Raw genomic sequence first — 15,723 nt, 5'->3', positions numbered from 1 at the left:
CAAAAGTATGATTCGCAATATTCAAACCATTATTCCTGGTATTGCCACTTCCGATGGTGCGGGAGTAAAACTACGTCGTAGCCTAGGAGGTCAACAGCAAGTGCGTTTAGATCCTTTTTTGATGCTCGATGAGTTCTCATCAAACGATCCCAATGATTATGTTGCTGGCTTTCCCGCACATCCCCACAGAGGCTTTGAGACAGTGACCTACATGCTTGAGGGTCACATGTTGCATGAGGATCATTTAGGTAATCTGGGACACCTGAAAACGGGTGGCGTGCAATGGATGACAGCAGGGCGCGGCATTATCCATTCTGAAATGCCGCAGCAGGTTAGCGGTGCAATGCGTGGCTTTCAGTTATGGATTAATTTGCCTGCAGCAGAAAAAATGAAGCCCGCTGCTTATAAAGATATTCAGGTAGAAGATATCCCTCAAGTGATTTTAGACAATGGCGGATCAGTTAAGGTGATTGCGGGCAGCTTTGAAGGTGATGAAAAAGTCATTCAAGGCCCAATACAGGGCATTACTACTGCACCATTATTTTTGGATGTGCATTTACCAGCCGATACGCAATTCGAGCACCATATTTCTAAAGAACAAAATGCGTTTATTTATATTTATGAAGGTGATCTTGAAGTTGGTAGCCCTATGCAAGTTGCATCAAAGCAGGCAGCGATCGTACTAGGGGATGGGGATCTCTTGAAAGTAAAAGCTGGCAGTATTGGCGCTCAATTTATTGTGCTGGCTGCATTACCTTTGCATGAGCCTATCGTGCAACATGGCCCTTTCGTCATGAATACTCGTGCTGAAATTGAACAAGCGATTGATGATTATCAAAATAACCGCTTTGTGATTGCTCAATAGATGATCCAATGGGAAGAGGGCGGCGAACAGCTTAACGCTCGATGGCATTCTGAGAATGGTATTAGACCTCACCAAAAAGTGGTTCTGGCTGACGACACTCTCACTGCTGATATTGCTTATCGATTGGCTTGTGAGGGTACTGCGATGCTTTATCGGGGTGATTTTCAGAATGCACGCCAACTATTACAGGCGCTAGTTAGGAGAGTAGATAAACCCTCCAAAAAATCCCACAGAGTAGATCGGCTTGAAAAAGAAAAAAGCAAAAGTTCACTAGATACCTTCAATCTTCATCGCCTCTCCCAATCTCAACGTGCGCGTATTCTGGGGATGTTGCTCATCCAGGTGAATGCTGACCACAGTATTTCATTAAGACGGGCTCCTGAGGTCGCTTATGCTTGCTCAGAGGCTTATGGGAAGCAAGATCAACCCTATATTATTTCTTTGCGCGAGCTATTGGGTGTGATTAGCGCTCATGAGTGGCGTAAGAAGGGTGTTCCGATTCTGGCGAGGGATGACCAAGAAATTCGCATCCATCCACATTACGGCGTGTTCTCACCGATTCGCGGGGAGTACATTGAACTGGTTCTTAAATCACCTTTACCTAAAGCTATTCAGAAAAATTCCATCGCTTTTGATATTGGTGTTGGAACTGGGGTGCTTTCAGTAGTGTTAGCAATGCGAGAAATCAAGCAGATTATTGCCACTGATCAAGATGATCGTGCAATTGCGTGTGCACAAGACAATATCAGTCGCCTAGGCTTGGAATCTCAGATTGAGATTTTAAAAACCAATTTATTCCCAGCAGAAAAAGCAGCTTTAATTGTTTGTAATCCACCATGGTTACCCGCAAGACCCAGTTCCACTCTAGAGCATGCCGTGTATGACCCTGAGAGCCAAATGTTAAAAGGTTTTCTAGATGGGCTTAAAGAGCACTTACTACCTAGTGGCGAGGGCTGGCTGATTCTTTCGGATTTAGCTGAGCATCTTGGCTTACGCTCTAGAGATGAACTCTTGGAATGGATTGATAAGGCTGGTTTAAGAGTACTCGAGCATCGCGATAATAAGCCACATCATCCAAAAGCATTTGATAAAACAGATGCCTTGCATGCTGCCAGATCAAAAGAAGTCACTTCACTGTGGCGGCTAGCTGCTCAATAAGTAAAAGCAAGAGCAATCAGCAAGAAAATCAAAACCCCTATGAAATCAGAGGGGTTTATCTTTTTTAGCAGGATTCACACCCAGATAGTTTGTATGTCTCAAGATCTAGAAGGTAAATTGATATTTATCTGCAAAAAACATAGATCCGCGATAAGTCAAATGAGTAGCATCTCGGTAATATAAATTTTCATCCCGATCGATTGGGAAAATTCCTGCTAGATATTGATTGCCTCTAAATACATTGACGCCAGTTTTACCTTGAACCTCTGAAATCATCTTTTCATATTGATCAAAATCATTCACAAATGCCACATCCTTGGTACTGCATTTAGCCTTTTCAAAATAAGGTCTCACTAAAGCACATTCTTTAATGTCTCTATTTAAATTGGGGAGATCGTAAAGTAGGACAACCTTCTTATTATTATTTTGTAACATTTTAATGGTGCGAACTAAGGCTTGTACTATATTTTGATATTTATTATCCGAGGTAATCTGCCCTAATTTATCTAGCATGATGTAGTCATTGCTAAACGGTGCATTATGGTTAAACGCTATAAATACCGTTTTAATATTGGCATCCTCGAGGACGAACCGATACAAATCTTTTGTCCTTTGGTAGCAATTTAAATTGGGGGCAGCTGAATTTTTAATGAGGTCTATTTCGAAAAAAGGAGTACATCCTCCTGCGCCCAATAAAAGTAAGTTGCCGCCTTGATGTTGGATATATTCACTTAGGCCGAAATAAAAATCATTTGCTCGAGAGGTACCAATAATTGCTGCAGTGGGTGGCTTATCAATATTAGAAATTAAACAATATTGATCTCCCCCATACTTTTTAGTGCATTCCTTGGTTTTATTATTAGTCTCCGGCCAGTCTAATTGACTATGAATGCTATTCGATATCTGCCAACTTTCTATGTGATTCAATCTATCAGTGAGACCTTCAGATTTATAAATATACAAACCAAAGAGGCCTTCTAAGGCCAATAAGAAACATAAGATGACTGTTTTTATATTTTTATTGCCACCGCGTCGAATGGGCTTTTCAATATATTTATAGGAAAGCCAAGCGAGCAAAATACTCGCCAAAATAAGCGTGATTATTAATGATCTAGGCGGGTCGCCTAGGATCCGCGCAAATGATAGTAAGGGCCAATGCCATAGGTATAAGGGGAAGCTAATTAATCCAAACCAAATCAGAATTGGGTGCGAAAGAATTTTCCTACCAATCCAACTGCTTCTTCCAGTTGCAATAACTAAACCAGCACCTAATACCGGTATCAAAGCCCACCAACCAGGAAAGTCTAGTTCTTTTGTTAAAAAGGCTAATCCTCCCAACATTAAAAGTGCGCCAAGGATGCTAATTAAATTTGATCTAGAGTCCAGCACCTTTGAAAATTGCGGTTGAAAAATAAGCAAATAGGCTAGAGCAGAGCCGCATAACAATTCCCAAAAGCGAGTTAAGGGTGAATAGAAAGAGAAAGTACTATCACTGAAAATATTCCAAACATTTAATCCAAATGAAATGGCAAGAACAATGAAGAGAATGAGTAATTTATTAGTCTTGTATTTCCATAAGACCCAAATGAAGATGGGCCAAAAGAAATAGAATTGCGCTTCAACAGCTAATGACCACAAATGTAGAAATGGTTTTTTTTCTGCCCCTGTATCAAAATATCCACTCTCATTCCAAAGAGCTAAGTTAGATAAAAATCCACTGGCCGCCCCAATATGCTTACCCAGCTGTTTATATTCATCGCTAAATAGAAAAAACCATCCAAAAATTGAACTAGCTGCAAGAACTAATATTAATGATGGAAAAATGCGCCTGACCCTTCTTTGATAGAAGTCATTAAAGGTAAACGTCTTGTTTTCAAAATCTTCAAAAATGATAGTTGAGATTACGAATCCCGAGATAACAAAAAATATATCAACGCCTGTAAATCCACCCATTACTCCAAATGCATGAAAGCCCACAACAGCAAAAACTGCTATTGCTCGAAGGCCATCAATATCAGGACGATATTTTGAAGTCATGAATGTATCTTTACTGATCGATTGCGAGAATTTAGTGGCGAGAAATTATTTGATTTATGTGGTTTTTATCAAATGATCATTTGTTATTAAGAAAGCTAAAGCCGTGAACATTCTAGAGCTTCCTGAGAAATTTATCCCGCCCCTTAAAACAAAACCCCTTACAGTTTTGGTCTATAAGGGGTTTTTGCTAAAGCTATTAAGGCTACTACTAATAATGGTGGGTCGGCGGGAACTAGAAGATTTCTATATCTATTTGATTTTTATATAAATAGTGAAATCAAAAAAAAACGAGTACCCCCAAAAGTGCCCCCTGTCCCAAAAAATAACCCGTGACCGCATATCCCAAAATTGCGGACGGTTGCATGCATAAAACTTAGAACAATCTTAGCGCATTTGCCACTCGATTTCTACCTAATTAAGACTGATAACGATTGCCTAAGTTTGGCCAGGATCGCCTTAATAAGTCTTTTAAAGAAAAAGATTCGGTAGGGCTAATTTAAGATTTTGAAAATTAGGATGCAGCAGTTGTTGGTAGCTCAACTCAATTAAATAATGCGCTTCATCAAATTAACCAGGTGCTTCTATCAAGATGTCATCACCCAATAGTCTTCGCATCAGTCACCAGTTGATAGATTTGATTTTGTCTTTGTAAAATTTCAAAGAAAAGTCGTAATGTATTGAGGGCGTCATCATCGGCTCTATGAGGTGTGCCTAAAAAGTGGAGCTTAAAAGAACCGAGACCGGAGGATAAGCCACCGCTTGGTTTTTTGCCTATCGCCAGCATATGCAGGCTATACCAAGTTTTGACGTCGATCCATCTGCGGCCAAAATAAGGAAAGCTAATGCCCCGATCCTTAAATTCTGCTTTCAACTCAAGTGAATCGCCACCGCCCCAGGTAATGGGGTTGAGAAAACAATTACGCGCAGTGATGATTTCTCCAATTTCTTTGGCGACTTGCTCATGCGGAACCGAGTGGTCTGAAATATCCTGATCACTAATTCCAGTTAGTTGGGTGATGAATTCAAAAATAGGCTCTTTGGGATCGAGGAACCATTTATACGTAGCCAAGGATTGATTGATGTAGTCATGATAATTTCCTACGGCCATTCCGACCTGAATGATCTTTGGGTTTAAGGTGGAATTATCCTCGGCATTATTTAGCTCCAGATCAAGTGCGAAATAACATTGCTCTTTATTCATTTAAATCTTTTGCTATTAATTGATATGACTAAGTAATTTAGACGCCGAGGCTAAAAGAGTCAAATAAAACAAATCAGCATATTTTGATCTATGAATCACTGATGCAGAAATTTTGTCAAGGGCATTCAAAAAAAGAGTGCGCCTTCCAACCTTTGACTTTTATAGATAAGGGAAATGTTTGCTTATGTCTGGGTACGTATTTCGCCCATGGATTGCAACGACTACTTTGGGGTTAATTTTAGCCAGTCAAGATAGGATATTTGAGGCGCCTGACCGTCTCAGTCCGGTCATAAGCGGACCCTTGGTTACCCATTTCGAAAGCAGATATTACTTAGCGCCAGTTACCCAGCATATTGAAGTTGTTATACTAAAAACCATGGATTTAAGTCAACAAATCCGGCGTCAGCAATATCAATTGTTATGTGGCCTCTGCGTCCGTATAAACACTGTTAGCGTTTGAAGGATCTGTATGAGTTTGGAAGAAAAGCTATCTGGTTGGACGAGCCCTTCTAGTGATACGGAGAAGGATAAGCAAGATAGGACTGAGCGAATGATTCGTGATGCGATAAATTCGCATGCGCCATTCGATAATTGTTCGTTAAAGGTTTTTGCAAAAGGCTCTTATGCGAATAACACGAACGTGCGTTCAGATAGTGACGTAGATATCGCTGTGGAGTGCACGGACGTTTTATATTGGGAAGAGTCAGAGAAAGGTAATCATTTACCTGGAAAGCCCTATGAAGGTATATGGACTCCATCAAAATTGCGGTCTGAACTTATAGCTGCGATGATGGCAAATTTTCCTGGGCAAGTAGACTCGTCAGGTTCCACTGCAATACAAATTAATTCTAGCTCGGCGCGCGTGGATGCAGACGTAGTTCCATGTTTTAGCTATGGCTATTACTTGAAATACGGCACGAGGGATGGAACCAAAATATTTAAAAAGGATGGTAGCAGCATTGTTAATTATCCTGACCAGCAGATGGAAAATGGTACCGCCAAAAATAACGTAACCAATTATGCGTATAAAAAAGGGGTGCGCTTACTAAAGAGAATTGAAAACGCAATGGCAGCAGATGGAACATTCCGAGAGCTTCCATCTTTCTTCATCGAATGTTTGGCCTACAACTGCCCAAACCATGTGTATTTGCATTCAACCTGGACTGATTATCTACGGGCCATTCTTTTTTATATTTGGGATAATCTGCAAGGTGACGAGCCTAGCGAGGGCCGTTGGCTAGAAGCGAATGAATGCTTTTTTCTATTTCACTCGGAACAAAAATGGACTCGCGCGGATGGTCGCGAATTTGCTATAGCAGCCTGGAATTACTTTGGATTCAAATAATGCGTAATATAACTATTAAATGCTCGCTTTATTTGCTGGTTGGCTTATCAGCAATAGCTTGGTTTTCTCTCGCGTACGTTAGCGGTTTGGATATGTCAAAGGTTAAAGACTTCTTTGGGCTTGTTCCAAAGGTCGTGACTATTGATTTGCTAGTAATTGCAATTTTCGTCAAATGGGGATGGAAGCTAAAGATGTTTAGAGGGTGGCTTGTTCCCTTCCCCAATTTAAATGGTAGCTGGTTGGGTTTTATATACTCGGAATGGAAAAATCCAAACACTGGAGAAAAGCCGCCTCCAATACCAGTAATGCTCACTGTAAATCAGTCATTCTTCCACATTAGCTGCATGATGCGCACGGGAGAAATGGAAAGTTCTTCGTATTCTGAGGGCTTCCTAATCGATCCAGATCGGCAAATTAAAAACATAGCATACTCATATACTAGCAAGCCCAGAACAAGCTTGAGTGATAGAAGCATTCCTCATGATGGAACGGCAGTATTTAAGATAGTTGAAAAACCAAAGCTAAAGCTCGTCGGCAGATATTGGACAGAAAGATTAACAAAAGGTGAAATAATTCTTGAGTATCACGCAGAAGAATCGCTCGAAGAACTTCCAGATGATTTTAGGGATCACCCTGTGACTGAAGATGAAAATCGACGCCAATAATTCGCTCAACGCGTACGTCAGCTGTGCTGGCGCCGGTTATTCAAATGTTGAAGGTCCGCTTTCCAAAGTCCTGACTGTTGCCTTTGGGTCGGTAGCCGCTTTCGATAGTTACCAATTCAAGCGTCCGCTTTTGAGGCCCATGCATTCTTTACCAAAATCGAATGTAATTTAATTACATTCGTCGAGCGGTTCTTTTCGCATCCCTATTAGTATATGTATAGCCACCCCAATATTCATCATCGTTATATTCAGATACAACTAAAGCGTTGGCGATTGCCTGGGTTGCCGCTTTAAGCCAGTTAGAGTCTGTAAAGTTTTTGGCTGCCTCTAACTCTTTTGCTTCCCAAGGCGCAACCATGCCATATTCAGTCATAAAGTATTTTTCAGCATCCATAATTAATGCATGAGTAGCTTCTTGATGATTGTCATACCCACGGCTTAGTTTGAGGTCTAGCTTTTCTAGTTTTCCCAGAAGGTCATTAAACATATTTTCTTTCGTTGTGAAATATTGCGGCACTTGCCTGAATCCAATGTACATAAGCTGGAAATATTTTGATCCTCACTCTTCTGGAATGGGGTGACCCGCATCTCGTAATGCTTTGGCCCAGCGTCGAATCGTTGCGCGTAGCGTTCGCTGCACATCATCATCGAGCGGCATAGTCGACACCAACTCTAGTGCTTGTGCGGGCGTAAGGTAGGCGTACTCTAGTAGTGCCATGCAAAACTCTCGATCTTTGTCTCGCCCTGCTGCAGCTTTTGCAAGAAAGAGATCCAGTACATCCAGGCAGTACCCCACTCGACCATTGGTATTGTTGTTTTGCACACGATGGACGCGCGTCATCCAGTCTTTTGGCAATATTGCAGTATCTGGTCCCACACCTTGTGCGTAGTAACCATAAGTCTCGTGGAACTGTGAGCCTTCACCAATTGCGCCATCAATCTCATCTGCTAAATCAGGGGCCTGTCGTGGATAGATGTCCGCTTCCATAGAAACGGTGAAGACCTTTTCTGGATTGGGCACTTGGCCTAGCATTGACTGGCTGCCGATGATCACAAATTCATATTGGTTTGTGACATCAGCGCTGGCGCGAATGATGTGCTCTAGCTCTTCTCGTGTCATGGCTCATCCTTAAAGGCTTCATCATCTTGGGTGCCAGTTATAGAGCTGCCAAATACCACTCCTTTTTTGAGCGCGCTCACATCCTTCAAAATACGAAGGCGCACTTCATCTGGAAGAACGGTTACTAGTGGAGAAGTTTGTCTGAGTTGCTGGGCATGCCTCGTGCGGCCAAGCACTTTACGCCAAGAGCCTGCACTTAAGATCAGTTGCCATTCACGCCATAGGCCAGCTGAGCGAGAATCGCCAGTAGCAAGCCAACGCTCTAGGGTGTCTTGAGCTTGTAGTAGCAATGAAGGATCAGCCTTTACTAGCTGAACAGCTTGTTCATGCAGAGCAAGGCTTTGTAGATCTTGAAGTCGGTGCCCGGCGTTATCTGGCAAAACGCGTACTTGTACGTTAGGGGCAATCCGCCTAGACCTTGCTCCTGCCGATCCAGCGGGAGCGGCTTGCATCGTATCGCCCGCCAAAAGCGCTAACTCTCCGCTAACGCCCAGAACCGACATCACTCGTAGGTAAGCGCCGATAGAAGGAGACGGGTCGCCTGCCTCAATGGATCGTAGAGTATTACGGGTGAGCTTTGCGCGCGCAGATACTTCGACCGTACCAAGCCCTTGCGCTTTACGTAAGTGCTTAATGCGATCGCCTAGTTGCAATAGCAACTGGCGCTCTAGGATGGGGCTAAGTTCAGAAGCGGTCATTTGGTCACTATTTTAATCATAAGCTGTTAATTTGGTCAATATATTGATCAAATAATCAACCGATCATTTGAAAACCGTTCATAAAGCTGTGTTCTGGTGGTGATATCGATGTTCTTGGGCTTTTTTGCCGTAGCCATTCATCACACCTAAAATAGATCATGATGGATAAAGCCAATTTATAGGCGGTAAATATAACGTCCGGGGCCTTAGATTGACAAAAGCTAATTTTCCAAGTAATTTAATAAAATGCAAAATAACTTGGAAATAGTGGATCTTTCCGAAGATTCCATCCGGCAATATATTGATGCGAAAAGCGCATTTACCGCTTTAGAGCAGGCTAAATTACGGTCGGCAGAGTTTCGTGGTGGAATGGTTTGGAAAACCGTTAAGGGTAAAGAATATCTGGTACGCACCACTACAAGAGGTGGACAAACCGGCCTTGGTGCCAAAAGCGCTGAAACGCAAGCCATCTACGACAAATTTACTGCTGGCAAAGCGCGCGCGGCAGAACTCACTTCTGGCCTTAAGCAGGCGGTAGCGAAACACCAACGTCTAAACAGAGCACTAAGAATAGGCAGAACACCCAACATCATTATTGATATCTTGGTCGGATTGAATGATGTCGGCCTATCTGACAAGTTCACCATTATTGGCACTAATTCACTGTATGCCTATGAGACGGCTGCTGGAGTTCGTCTTAATGAAGCTCATCTAGCAACACGGGATGTGGACTTGCTGTGGGATAACCGTAAAAAGCTCAGCTTATTTACTCAAGAAAATACCCTTGCTGGCGGTATGCTGGGTTTTCTTCAAGGTATTGATCCATCCTTCATGCTTCGTGATGACCAGCTTTATACCGCCGTTAATAAAGATGGCTACGAAGTAGATATTTTGCGCCGCATGGGCCAAGGCAGTGATGCTGAGCCAGGCCGTTTTAGTTCTTTAGATGATGATTTTTGGGTAGTAAAAGCGCGCAATGCAGATTGGTTGCTTAGCGCCCCCAAATTTAGTGAGATAGTGGTCGGCATTAGCGGCAAGATGGCGCGGATGAATACAGTTGATCCCCGAGCTTTTGCTTTATTTAAGTTATGGATGACCGATCAAGCCGATCGAGAGCCGGGTAAGCGCATACGTGATACTAGTCAAGCCCGCATTGTGGTTGATTTGATTAACAGCCATTTGCCGCAATATAGCTTTGAGGATATCAAGGTGTTCCCATCAGTAGTTGCCGATAAGATTGCAGTCGATAGCGCGGGTACTCGGAAAATTATTCAGCCTCGGCAATGAAGTTGAGTGAGGAAATTGATCTTGGGTGAATCTCAGTTGTGAAACTACCGGTTTTAAGTGGCCTAAATTTAGAGTTTGCCGACTTTATTAATGACTGCTAAGTTCAAGACTGTACTTACATGGCTAATTCCGGCGGATGATCAGCTGGGGCATACCTTTTATAAATAACTTGTTTTGCCTATATTTGAGGGGTAACGTAAGATTCAAAGAGTTTTAAGCTATATCGAAACTTGATTCAATTTTTTTGGCGCCTACAACTATTCATATCAAATGGGGAGTGCAAATCATATGGGGTGGTCTGATAAAGAGGCAATTGATCATTGTTTTATAACCCTTAAGTGGGAAGTGCTTTTTCCACTGGCATTTAAGGGCTCTGAGTATTTGAGGGAAGAAACTAAAGCTGTAATATTTAGAATCCCGGGATCAAGTTTGGAACTTGCAATTCCCCCTGCTAAACAATCTGCGAAAGAATCTGCAGCGAAGGCCGTGAGTTGTTATGTGCCATTTACCTCCTGTGGTGGGCAGCGGTTTCCAGAAAAGGACGTAAATGATTGCATCTTAAAGGCTGACATTGAGGTGCGAGAGGAATATCCGCGAGTTGATGGAAAGAATATTAACAGTGCCCTCCTTGTGCAGGACCGTACCCCATCACTAGTGCCCTCTGCACGACCAAGGCTTGTGCATATCGGCAGTAAAGAAGCTTTTAAGATTTTAATAAAGTGGTTGATAGATGAAGATTCAAGTTCTGCATTAGAACTTAAGGCGGCAGCTGAGGAAATTGATGCCGACCCATTATGCAAAGACATTCCCGGCACGCAAAGGGAGGCATTAATCTTTGCGCGCATAGGTCAAGGCAGATACAGGGAGGGTCTTATGAAAATCTGGGGCAGTAGATGCGCGGTAACCGGTTGCGCAATATCTGATGTACTAACAGCGTCCCATGCGAAGCCTTGGAAAAACAGTACAAATAAAGAGCGTTTAGATCCGTATAACGGATTTTTACTCGCGGCATCAATTGATCGATTGTTTGATCGGGGGCTAATTTCATTTATGGATGGCGGTGAATTATTGGTAGGCAATGCGCTAACTGACGATGACTTGAAAAGCATCGGCCTCACTAAGGGCAATAGACTCAAAAGGGTAGATCCTCGTAATATTCCATATCTTGAATATCATCGTCAAAAGCATGGGTTCGTATAAAAAACACTCAAAAATCATGAAATGATGAGGATAATCATCATAATAAGTGACGCTAGGTAACTGTAGCCTTTGGGAGTGGCGCCTAGAATTAAATGATGAGCGATAAATCTAATCTAGAGTTTGTGGGTTGCATGCAACCCCAAAGATCGACTTCACTCGCGGAAGATTTTAAGCGCGAGCTAACTCAAATGCATGCAGATCAAGCTCGCTTTGCTAAGTATGGAACTAATAGCGCAAGGAAAGCTGCGCTAATAGAGAGCGGTCAGGCAGAGAAGGAAACTCGTGAAAGATTCCCAGAAGAAATCTAAGCCCACCCTTGAATCTCTCCTATCCGAAAATCAAGTCATAACTGGAAGGAAATTAATAGAGCGCATTAAAGAGACTGAGAGGCAAAAAGTCCTTTTGCAAGAGGCTATTGAGTTTGAGGAAAGAAACCGCAGAGCCAAAATCTGAGGTCTTAGGTCATTTGGGGATCCCCAATTAGAAATGACTAATGAAATCAGCATCGTCATCGCGATCAACTGATTTTGGTGGATCCTCTTTTTTATCAAAAAGAATATTCAATTTTCTAGAGGCCTCCGCTTCTCTTACGCGCTCATCCCGTAGCTCTTGATTTTCGATTCTGAGTTGATCACCTTCGAGTTTAAGTGAAATATTTTCGCTAATTAATGCGGCATTTTCCTCCAGCATCTTGATCTTTGCATCTTTGAAGCACTCTATATCCCGCAGTACAGCATTTCTTTCGGGCGCCATTTCAGCCTTGATGGACTTTTCCCATTGCTCACCTTTGTCAATGGTCGCTTGGGCTTCGATTACTTTTCGCTTTGGAGGTGCGTTAAACCATTCCCAAGCTTTAACCACTGCAAAGATCGAGAAAAAGACACTCAAGATCTTCAATACAAAAGCAAAGCTGAGGATGCTGTAATACCGCCATCCCGGTAGTCCTACAATTCCTTGTTGAGCATAAGAATTCACCACAGCTTGATCGGTCCATTTATCCGGGCAAAAATCAAATGGAATGGTGGCGCAGGCATTGGCAATTTCAACCACTTGATCCATATACTCTAGGTCGGCTTTGCGGGCTGCTTTTTGAGACCCCAGATCCTGGATTGCCTGATCAGACTTTGCCTTTTCGGCAAGGTATTGGCTATTTGAGTTGATGTAGGGTTCTAAGCCGGTCACCAAGACGATCGCGCCTATGATTACCAAGATAATTTCTTTCATTTTGACTCCATCAAATAAGTGACAAAGCGACTTGTTGGGCCATAGCCAATTTCTTCGGGGATTTCAAAGTAGCCATCGTTCTCCCATTTGCCATGGACACTTTTTTTCCAGCGGGGAACCATGGTGCCCGGCTTCATGCCCTCGGTATACGACCGTGCGATCGCCTTGGAATCGGTGACCAACACGAATCGGGTAATGCGGCTATCGTTATCGAGCGCGCGAACTACCTTTCTTCGGAAGTCATCAAAATCTCGATCCCATTTTTTGGTCAACTCAATTTCAATGGCGATCACTTCGCCATCCGCCATTTTCCAAACGCAATCAGGTTCCTTAACATGGCGCGAAGACCGGGCTCGCATCATGAGGGTAGTTTGGTATCCCAGAATTCTCCCTGAAAGTACATTTTTAAGGGTATAGCTTTGCGCCATCAAGTCGTGACGTAAGGTGTTCTGGCGAACTTTATAGGGATCGAGATAGGGATAAAAATGTAAGCGGTCTGCCTGTCGTTCCACTTCAGCAAGGCCGTTTTCCGTGAGGGTAAAAAAGCTTACTATCACAGTGCCACTCTCGGTTTTCGTCTCCATTAAGAGTTTGTTTTTGACCAAGCGATTGACGATCCCATGGCGAGACGATTCACTAAGTTCTTGCAACATCACCTTGCTTGAGTAGCCCCATCGCCAGACCCATCGAAGCAACTTCAGATCACGTTCTTTGGCATACTGATTCGGTGTGAGCTCACCGAGTTTGGCTTTGCGCTGTTCTTGCAATTGCATTTTGCGCGCCTCACTTAAGGGTTTGCCAGCTCTTGGATCTTTGCGTTTGGTATTGCTATGCATGATTGCTACTCCCTTTGGACTGGCTATAGCAATGGCTAGTAGCAATAGAGCGCAGTAATTCAAATGCGGATTTTTTCGGTGAAAAAATGCTTTCGCTAGAACGCACAAAACAGGCTGTCGCCCCGCTGGACGCGGCCTGACGGTAGTTTGGTGCTGCTTGCTGGACGCAAGCTCTAGCGAATGCTCCGCGCTGCGCTTGGGGTGCGCCTCGGAAACCGAGGCTACCCCCCTCATCGCAGATCTTTTCCTGACGGAAAATCCCTGACCGATTCGAATCTCGCCTTAAGGCGATCTCCGACTCTCTCTGACGGGGGTAGCCTCGCTTCGTCTGACGACTTGCTACGGCGCACGGGCTGCGCCCCCAAACCAGGAAATCGCTCGTGGGCTCGCTAAATTGCTGGGGCAATTTTTCCTGACGCTTGTCACTGAACGTGACGAAGCTGTTCGGCTCCCCGCAATCCTCTGCTCCCCAAACCCCTGAACGGGGTAGGGTAGCGATGCTAAAAAAAGAGGTGGTTTTCATGCTGCCACCATCCCTTGAGGAAGCGTGTCCACACCTTTAGTTTTAGCGCGATAGTTCAGTGGGTCGGATAACCAGCGAAGGATTTCGCGGTTCTCCTGAAAGGAGCAACGTAACCCAAATCGAATGATCGGTGGGGCAAATCCATCTCTGGAAAGCTGGCGCCACTTTTCTTTACTCACCGGGACAATGTGCTTGATATCACCCCAACGAGAGAACCCATCAATGGGTAATTCGCTTTTGGGATTAACTACATTTACTTCATTTTTAGACTTTGACATCCTACTACCTCCATGTAACTGGAAAGGCCACCATGGCCAATCAGTGCGTAGAGTCAGTATGGATTTTTGCTAGTCTTTTTAGAATGCCGTTAAGCCAGTCATAAAGTTACTCGCTGGGGCTTAACGGTCCGTTTAGGGGGTAAACGGATATTTTTTTCGATAATCCAAGATGTAATTTTGAATGGTTCGCTGCACATTAAACTTACTCAGCTTAGCTCCTAATTCCTCGGATTTATCGAGTACTGGTTTTTGAATTTCATAAGCAATCGAGTTCGCACTTTGATTGCCAAATGGGAGGGCCAGTTCTATGACATAGGCCCTCAGTTCATCCAACTTCTTCATACGTGCAGCCTTACCTTTGCCCCCATAGAGGGCAAACTTTTCCCTCATTTCACCATCGGATCGCTTTCGAACAAGGCTCTTAGCGACCATCTTCTGAACCTGACTTGCCTCATAAAGCGAGTCGGCCATCTCCTCAATATCGCCGTTAGCTACCATTGCATTCGCGTTTGCCAATTTGGCAAGGCCAAGCCCAATCATCAGCGCATCGGGTAGCAGTGTTGAGGAGGTGTAGATGGGGGATGGGCCCAAACCTTGATTGGACTTAATAATGCTTTCAAGTCTGCCCTTTGTATGAAGATGCTCTAGGAGCAACTGCGCATCAGTTGCATTCATTCTCCATATCTCACAACTATATTCAATATCTTCAAACGGTGAGAGTGAATCCCCATTAATTGCTAGCCATCCCAATTCATTGCCTTCATCAAGAAAATGAAGATATTTTTTATTAAAGAGTTTGGCTATGGTTAGCTCTGATTGCGCAAGGTCGACTAAAACTCGAGTATTGGGAAGCTCCGTTTGGTCATTACTCTTTGGATCTACAAGGTATCCAAGGTATTGGTACCAGTCTTGATAGAGCTTATTAAATTCATATCCCAAAAGCGGCACTTCTTCAGCGATTGCTGGGCTATTTGAATTAATTACTTTGATTGACCCCACCTCTTTTAGTGTGGCCATAAGGAGCTCTTGTTTTATTTCTTTGTCATGATCTTCGTAATCCTTGATGTACATGAAGGCTTCATGCAAATCATTTAAACCGCTCAGATACAGGTAGTCATTAAAGGGGTCTTCCCATTCTGAGTCAGGATCTAGAAGAAAATCAGACATATCGGCGCCCATATCAAATAATAGGAATTAGAAGTATTTGGATAGTTTAGCCGGGTTCGGAAGCCATATTTGACAGGGAAAGTACTTTTTTTGCCCGCTAGAATTTAATAGACCAAGAT

16 protein-coding genes are annotated in these 15,723 nt (G+C 43.4%); 7 read left to right on the top strand and 9 right to left on the bottom strand.

Annotation, left to right across the window (positions count from 1 at the left end; translation table 11 throughout):
* Positions 1–7: 7 nt before the first annotated feature.
* Positions 8–865 (top strand): pirin family protein, encoded by an 858-nt coding sequence (locus tag ICN38_RS08835; protein WP_216256695.1) that lies wholly within the window; start codon positions 8–10, stop codon positions 863–865.
* A complete protein-coding gene (locus ICN38_RS08830) occupies positions 866–2,023 on the top strand; it encodes a class I SAM-dependent methyltransferase (RefSeq protein WP_216256694.1) in 1,158 nt (385 codons plus the stop codon).
* Between the two features lie 105 nt (positions 2,024–2,128).
* Here the strand turns inward: ICN38_RS08830 and ICN38_RS08825 are convergent, their stop codons facing one another.
* Both ICN38_RS08825 and ICN38_RS08820 read right to left on the bottom strand, forming a co-directional pair.
* Positions 2,129–4,060: an acyltransferase family protein gene (locus tag ICN38_RS08825; RefSeq protein WP_216256693.1), complete on the bottom strand. Its 1,932-nt coding sequence runs from the start codon at positions 4,058–4,060 to the stop codon at positions 2,129–2,131.
* Between the two features lie 595 nt (positions 4,061–4,655).
* Complete coding sequence (locus ICN38_RS08820) at positions 4,656–5,261, bottom strand: 3'-5' exonuclease (RefSeq protein WP_216256692.1); 606 nt, start codon at positions 5,259–5,261, stop codon at positions 4,656–4,658.
* 469 nt (positions 5,262–5,730) lie between these two features.
* Between ICN38_RS08820 and ICN38_RS08815 the strand changes: the two genes are divergently transcribed.
* Positions 5,731–6,606, top strand: coding sequence for a nucleotidyltransferase (locus ICN38_RS08815; protein ID WP_216256691.1), 876 nt, complete (start codon positions 5,731–5,733; stop codon positions 6,604–6,606).
* A 92-nt stretch (positions 6,607–6,698) separates the two neighbouring features.
* Complete coding sequence (locus ICN38_RS08810; RefSeq protein WP_216256690.1) at positions 6,699–7,271, top strand: hypothetical protein; 573 nt, start codon at positions 6,699–6,701, stop codon at positions 7,269–7,271.
* A 172-nt stretch (positions 7,272–7,443) separates the two neighbouring features.
* Here the strand turns inward: ICN38_RS08810 and ICN38_RS08805 are convergent, their stop codons facing one another.
* Genes ICN38_RS08805 through ICN38_RS08795 form a run of 3 tightly spaced genes read right to left on the bottom strand, consistent with a single transcriptional unit; the run spans position 7,444 to position 9,089 of the window.
* Positions 7,444–7,788, bottom strand: a complete 345-nt coding sequence (locus ICN38_RS08805) for a hypothetical protein (protein WP_216256689.1) — start codon at positions 7,786–7,788, stop codon at positions 7,444–7,446.
* A gap of 42 nt (positions 7,789–7,830) precedes the next feature.
* Entirely contained in the window at positions 7,831–8,391 is a 561-nt protein-coding gene (locus ICN38_RS08800; RefSeq protein WP_216256688.1) for a DUF6036 family nucleotidyltransferase, read from the bottom strand.
* Positions 8,388–9,089, bottom strand: coding sequence for a helix-turn-helix transcriptional regulator (locus ICN38_RS08795; RefSeq protein WP_216256687.1), 702 nt, complete (start codon positions 9,087–9,089; stop codon positions 8,388–8,390). Before ICN38_RS08795 ends, ICN38_RS08800 begins: the two co-directional genes overlap by 4 nt.
* A 246-nt stretch (positions 9,090–9,335) precedes the next feature.
* Here ICN38_RS08795 and ICN38_RS08790 point away from each other — a divergent pair, with 246 nt between their 5' ends.
* From ICN38_RS08790 to ICN38_RS08780, 3 genes are all read left to right on the top strand, one after another.
* Entirely contained in the window at positions 9,336–10,376 is a 1,041-nt protein-coding gene (locus ICN38_RS08790; RefSeq protein WP_216256686.1) for a nucleotidyltransferase domain-containing protein, read from the top strand.
* Between the two features lie 288 nt (positions 10,377–10,664).
* Positions 10,665–11,576 carry an HNH endonuclease gene (locus tag ICN38_RS08785; RefSeq protein ID WP_216256685.1) on the top strand — a complete coding sequence of 304 codons (912 nt, stop codon included), beginning with the start codon at positions 10,665–10,667 and terminating at the stop codon, positions 11,574–11,576.
* A gap of 95 nt (positions 11,577–11,671) precedes the next feature.
* Complete coding sequence (locus tag ICN38_RS08780) at positions 11,672–11,884, top strand: hypothetical protein (protein ID WP_216256684.1); 213 nt, start codon at positions 11,672–11,674, stop codon at positions 11,882–11,884.
* A gap of 172 nt (positions 11,885–12,056) precedes the next feature.
* Here the strand turns inward: ICN38_RS08780 and ICN38_RS08775 are convergent, their stop codons facing one another.
* The 4 genes from ICN38_RS08775 to ICN38_RS08760 form a co-directional block, all read right to left on the bottom strand.
* A complete protein-coding gene (locus tag ICN38_RS08775; RefSeq protein WP_216256683.1) occupies positions 12,057–12,800 on the bottom strand; it encodes a hypothetical protein in 744 nt (247 codons plus the stop codon).
* Positions 12,797–13,636 carry a hypothetical protein gene (locus ICN38_RS08770; protein ID WP_216256682.1) on the bottom strand — a complete coding sequence of 280 codons (840 nt, stop codon included), beginning with the start codon at positions 13,634–13,636 and terminating at the stop codon, positions 12,797–12,799. Before ICN38_RS08770 ends, ICN38_RS08775 begins: the two co-directional genes overlap by 4 nt.
* Before the next feature lie 519 nt (positions 13,637–14,155).
* Positions 14,156–14,437 carry a transcriptional regulator gene (locus tag ICN38_RS08765; RefSeq protein WP_216256681.1) on the bottom strand — a complete coding sequence of 94 codons (282 nt, stop codon included), beginning with the start codon at positions 14,435–14,437 and terminating at the stop codon, positions 14,156–14,158.
* A 132-nt stretch (positions 14,438–14,569) separates the two neighbouring features.
* Complete coding sequence (locus ICN38_RS08760; RefSeq protein ID WP_216256680.1) at positions 14,570–15,604, bottom strand: hypothetical protein; 1,035 nt, start codon at positions 15,602–15,604, stop codon at positions 14,570–14,572.
* Positions 15,605–15,723: the final 119 nt, after the last annotated feature.

Origin of the sequence: Polynucleobacter sp. AP-Melu-500A-A1 (assembly GCF_018882125.1) — a bacterium.
In the GTDB taxonomy this organism is placed as follows: Bacteria; Pseudomonadota; Gammaproteobacteria; order Burkholderiales; family Burkholderiaceae; genus Polynucleobacter.
Note: the sequence above shows the minus strand (reverse complement) of the source record. Positions and strands in the feature narration are given on the sequence as shown.

Coding starts and splice junctions, on each gene's coding strand:
- ICN38_RS08835 (WP_216256695.1), top strand. CDS start 8: ATGATTCGCAATATTCAAACCATTATTCCTGGTATTGCCACTTCCGAT.
- ICN38_RS08775 (WP_216256683.1), bottom strand. CDS start 12,800: ATGAAAGAAATTATCTTGGTAATCATAGGCGCGATCGTCTTGGTGACC.
- ICN38_RS08790 (WP_216256686.1), top strand. CDS start 9,336: ATGCAAAATAACTTGGAAATAGTGGATCTTTCCGAAGATTCCATCCGG.
- ICN38_RS08815 (WP_216256691.1), top strand. CDS start 5,731: ATGAGTTTGGAAGAAAAGCTATCTGGTTGGACGAGCCCTTCTAGTGAT.
- ICN38_RS08800 (WP_216256688.1), bottom strand. CDS start 8,391: ATGACACGAGAAGAGCTAGAGCACATCATTCGCGCCAGCGCTGATGTC.
- ICN38_RS08810 (WP_216256690.1), top strand. CDS start 6,699: ATGTCAAAGGTTAAAGACTTCTTTGGGCTTGTTCCAAAGGTCGTGACT.
- ICN38_RS08770 (WP_216256682.1), bottom strand. CDS start 13,636: ATGCATAGCAATACCAAACGCAAAGATCCAAGAGCTGGCAAACCCTTA.
- ICN38_RS08760 (WP_216256680.1), bottom strand. CDS start 15,604: ATGTCTGATTTTCTTCTAGATCCTGACTCAGAATGGGAAGACCCCTTT.
- ICN38_RS08830 (WP_216256694.1), top strand. CDS start 866: ATGATCCAATGGGAAGAGGGCGGCGAACAGCTTAACGCTCGATGGCAT.
- ICN38_RS08825 (WP_216256693.1), bottom strand. CDS start 4,060: ATGACTTCAAAATATCGTCCTGATATTGATGGCCTTCGAGCAATAGCA.
- ICN38_RS08785 (WP_216256685.1), top strand. CDS start 10,665: ATGGGGTGGTCTGATAAAGAGGCAATTGATCATTGTTTTATAACCCTT.
- ICN38_RS08820 (WP_216256692.1), bottom strand. CDS start 5,261: ATGAATAAAGAGCAATGTTATTTCGCACTTGATCTGGAGCTAAATAAT.
- ICN38_RS08795 (WP_216256687.1), bottom strand. CDS start 9,089: ATGACCGCTTCTGAACTTAGCCCCATCCTAGAGCGCCAGTTGCTATTG.
- ICN38_RS08780 (WP_216256684.1), top strand. CDS start 11,672: ATGAGCGATAAATCTAATCTAGAGTTTGTGGGTTGCATGCAACCCCAA.
- ICN38_RS08765 (WP_216256681.1), bottom strand. CDS start 14,437: ATGTCAAAGTCTAAAAATGAAGTAAATGTAGTTAATCCCAAAAGCGAA.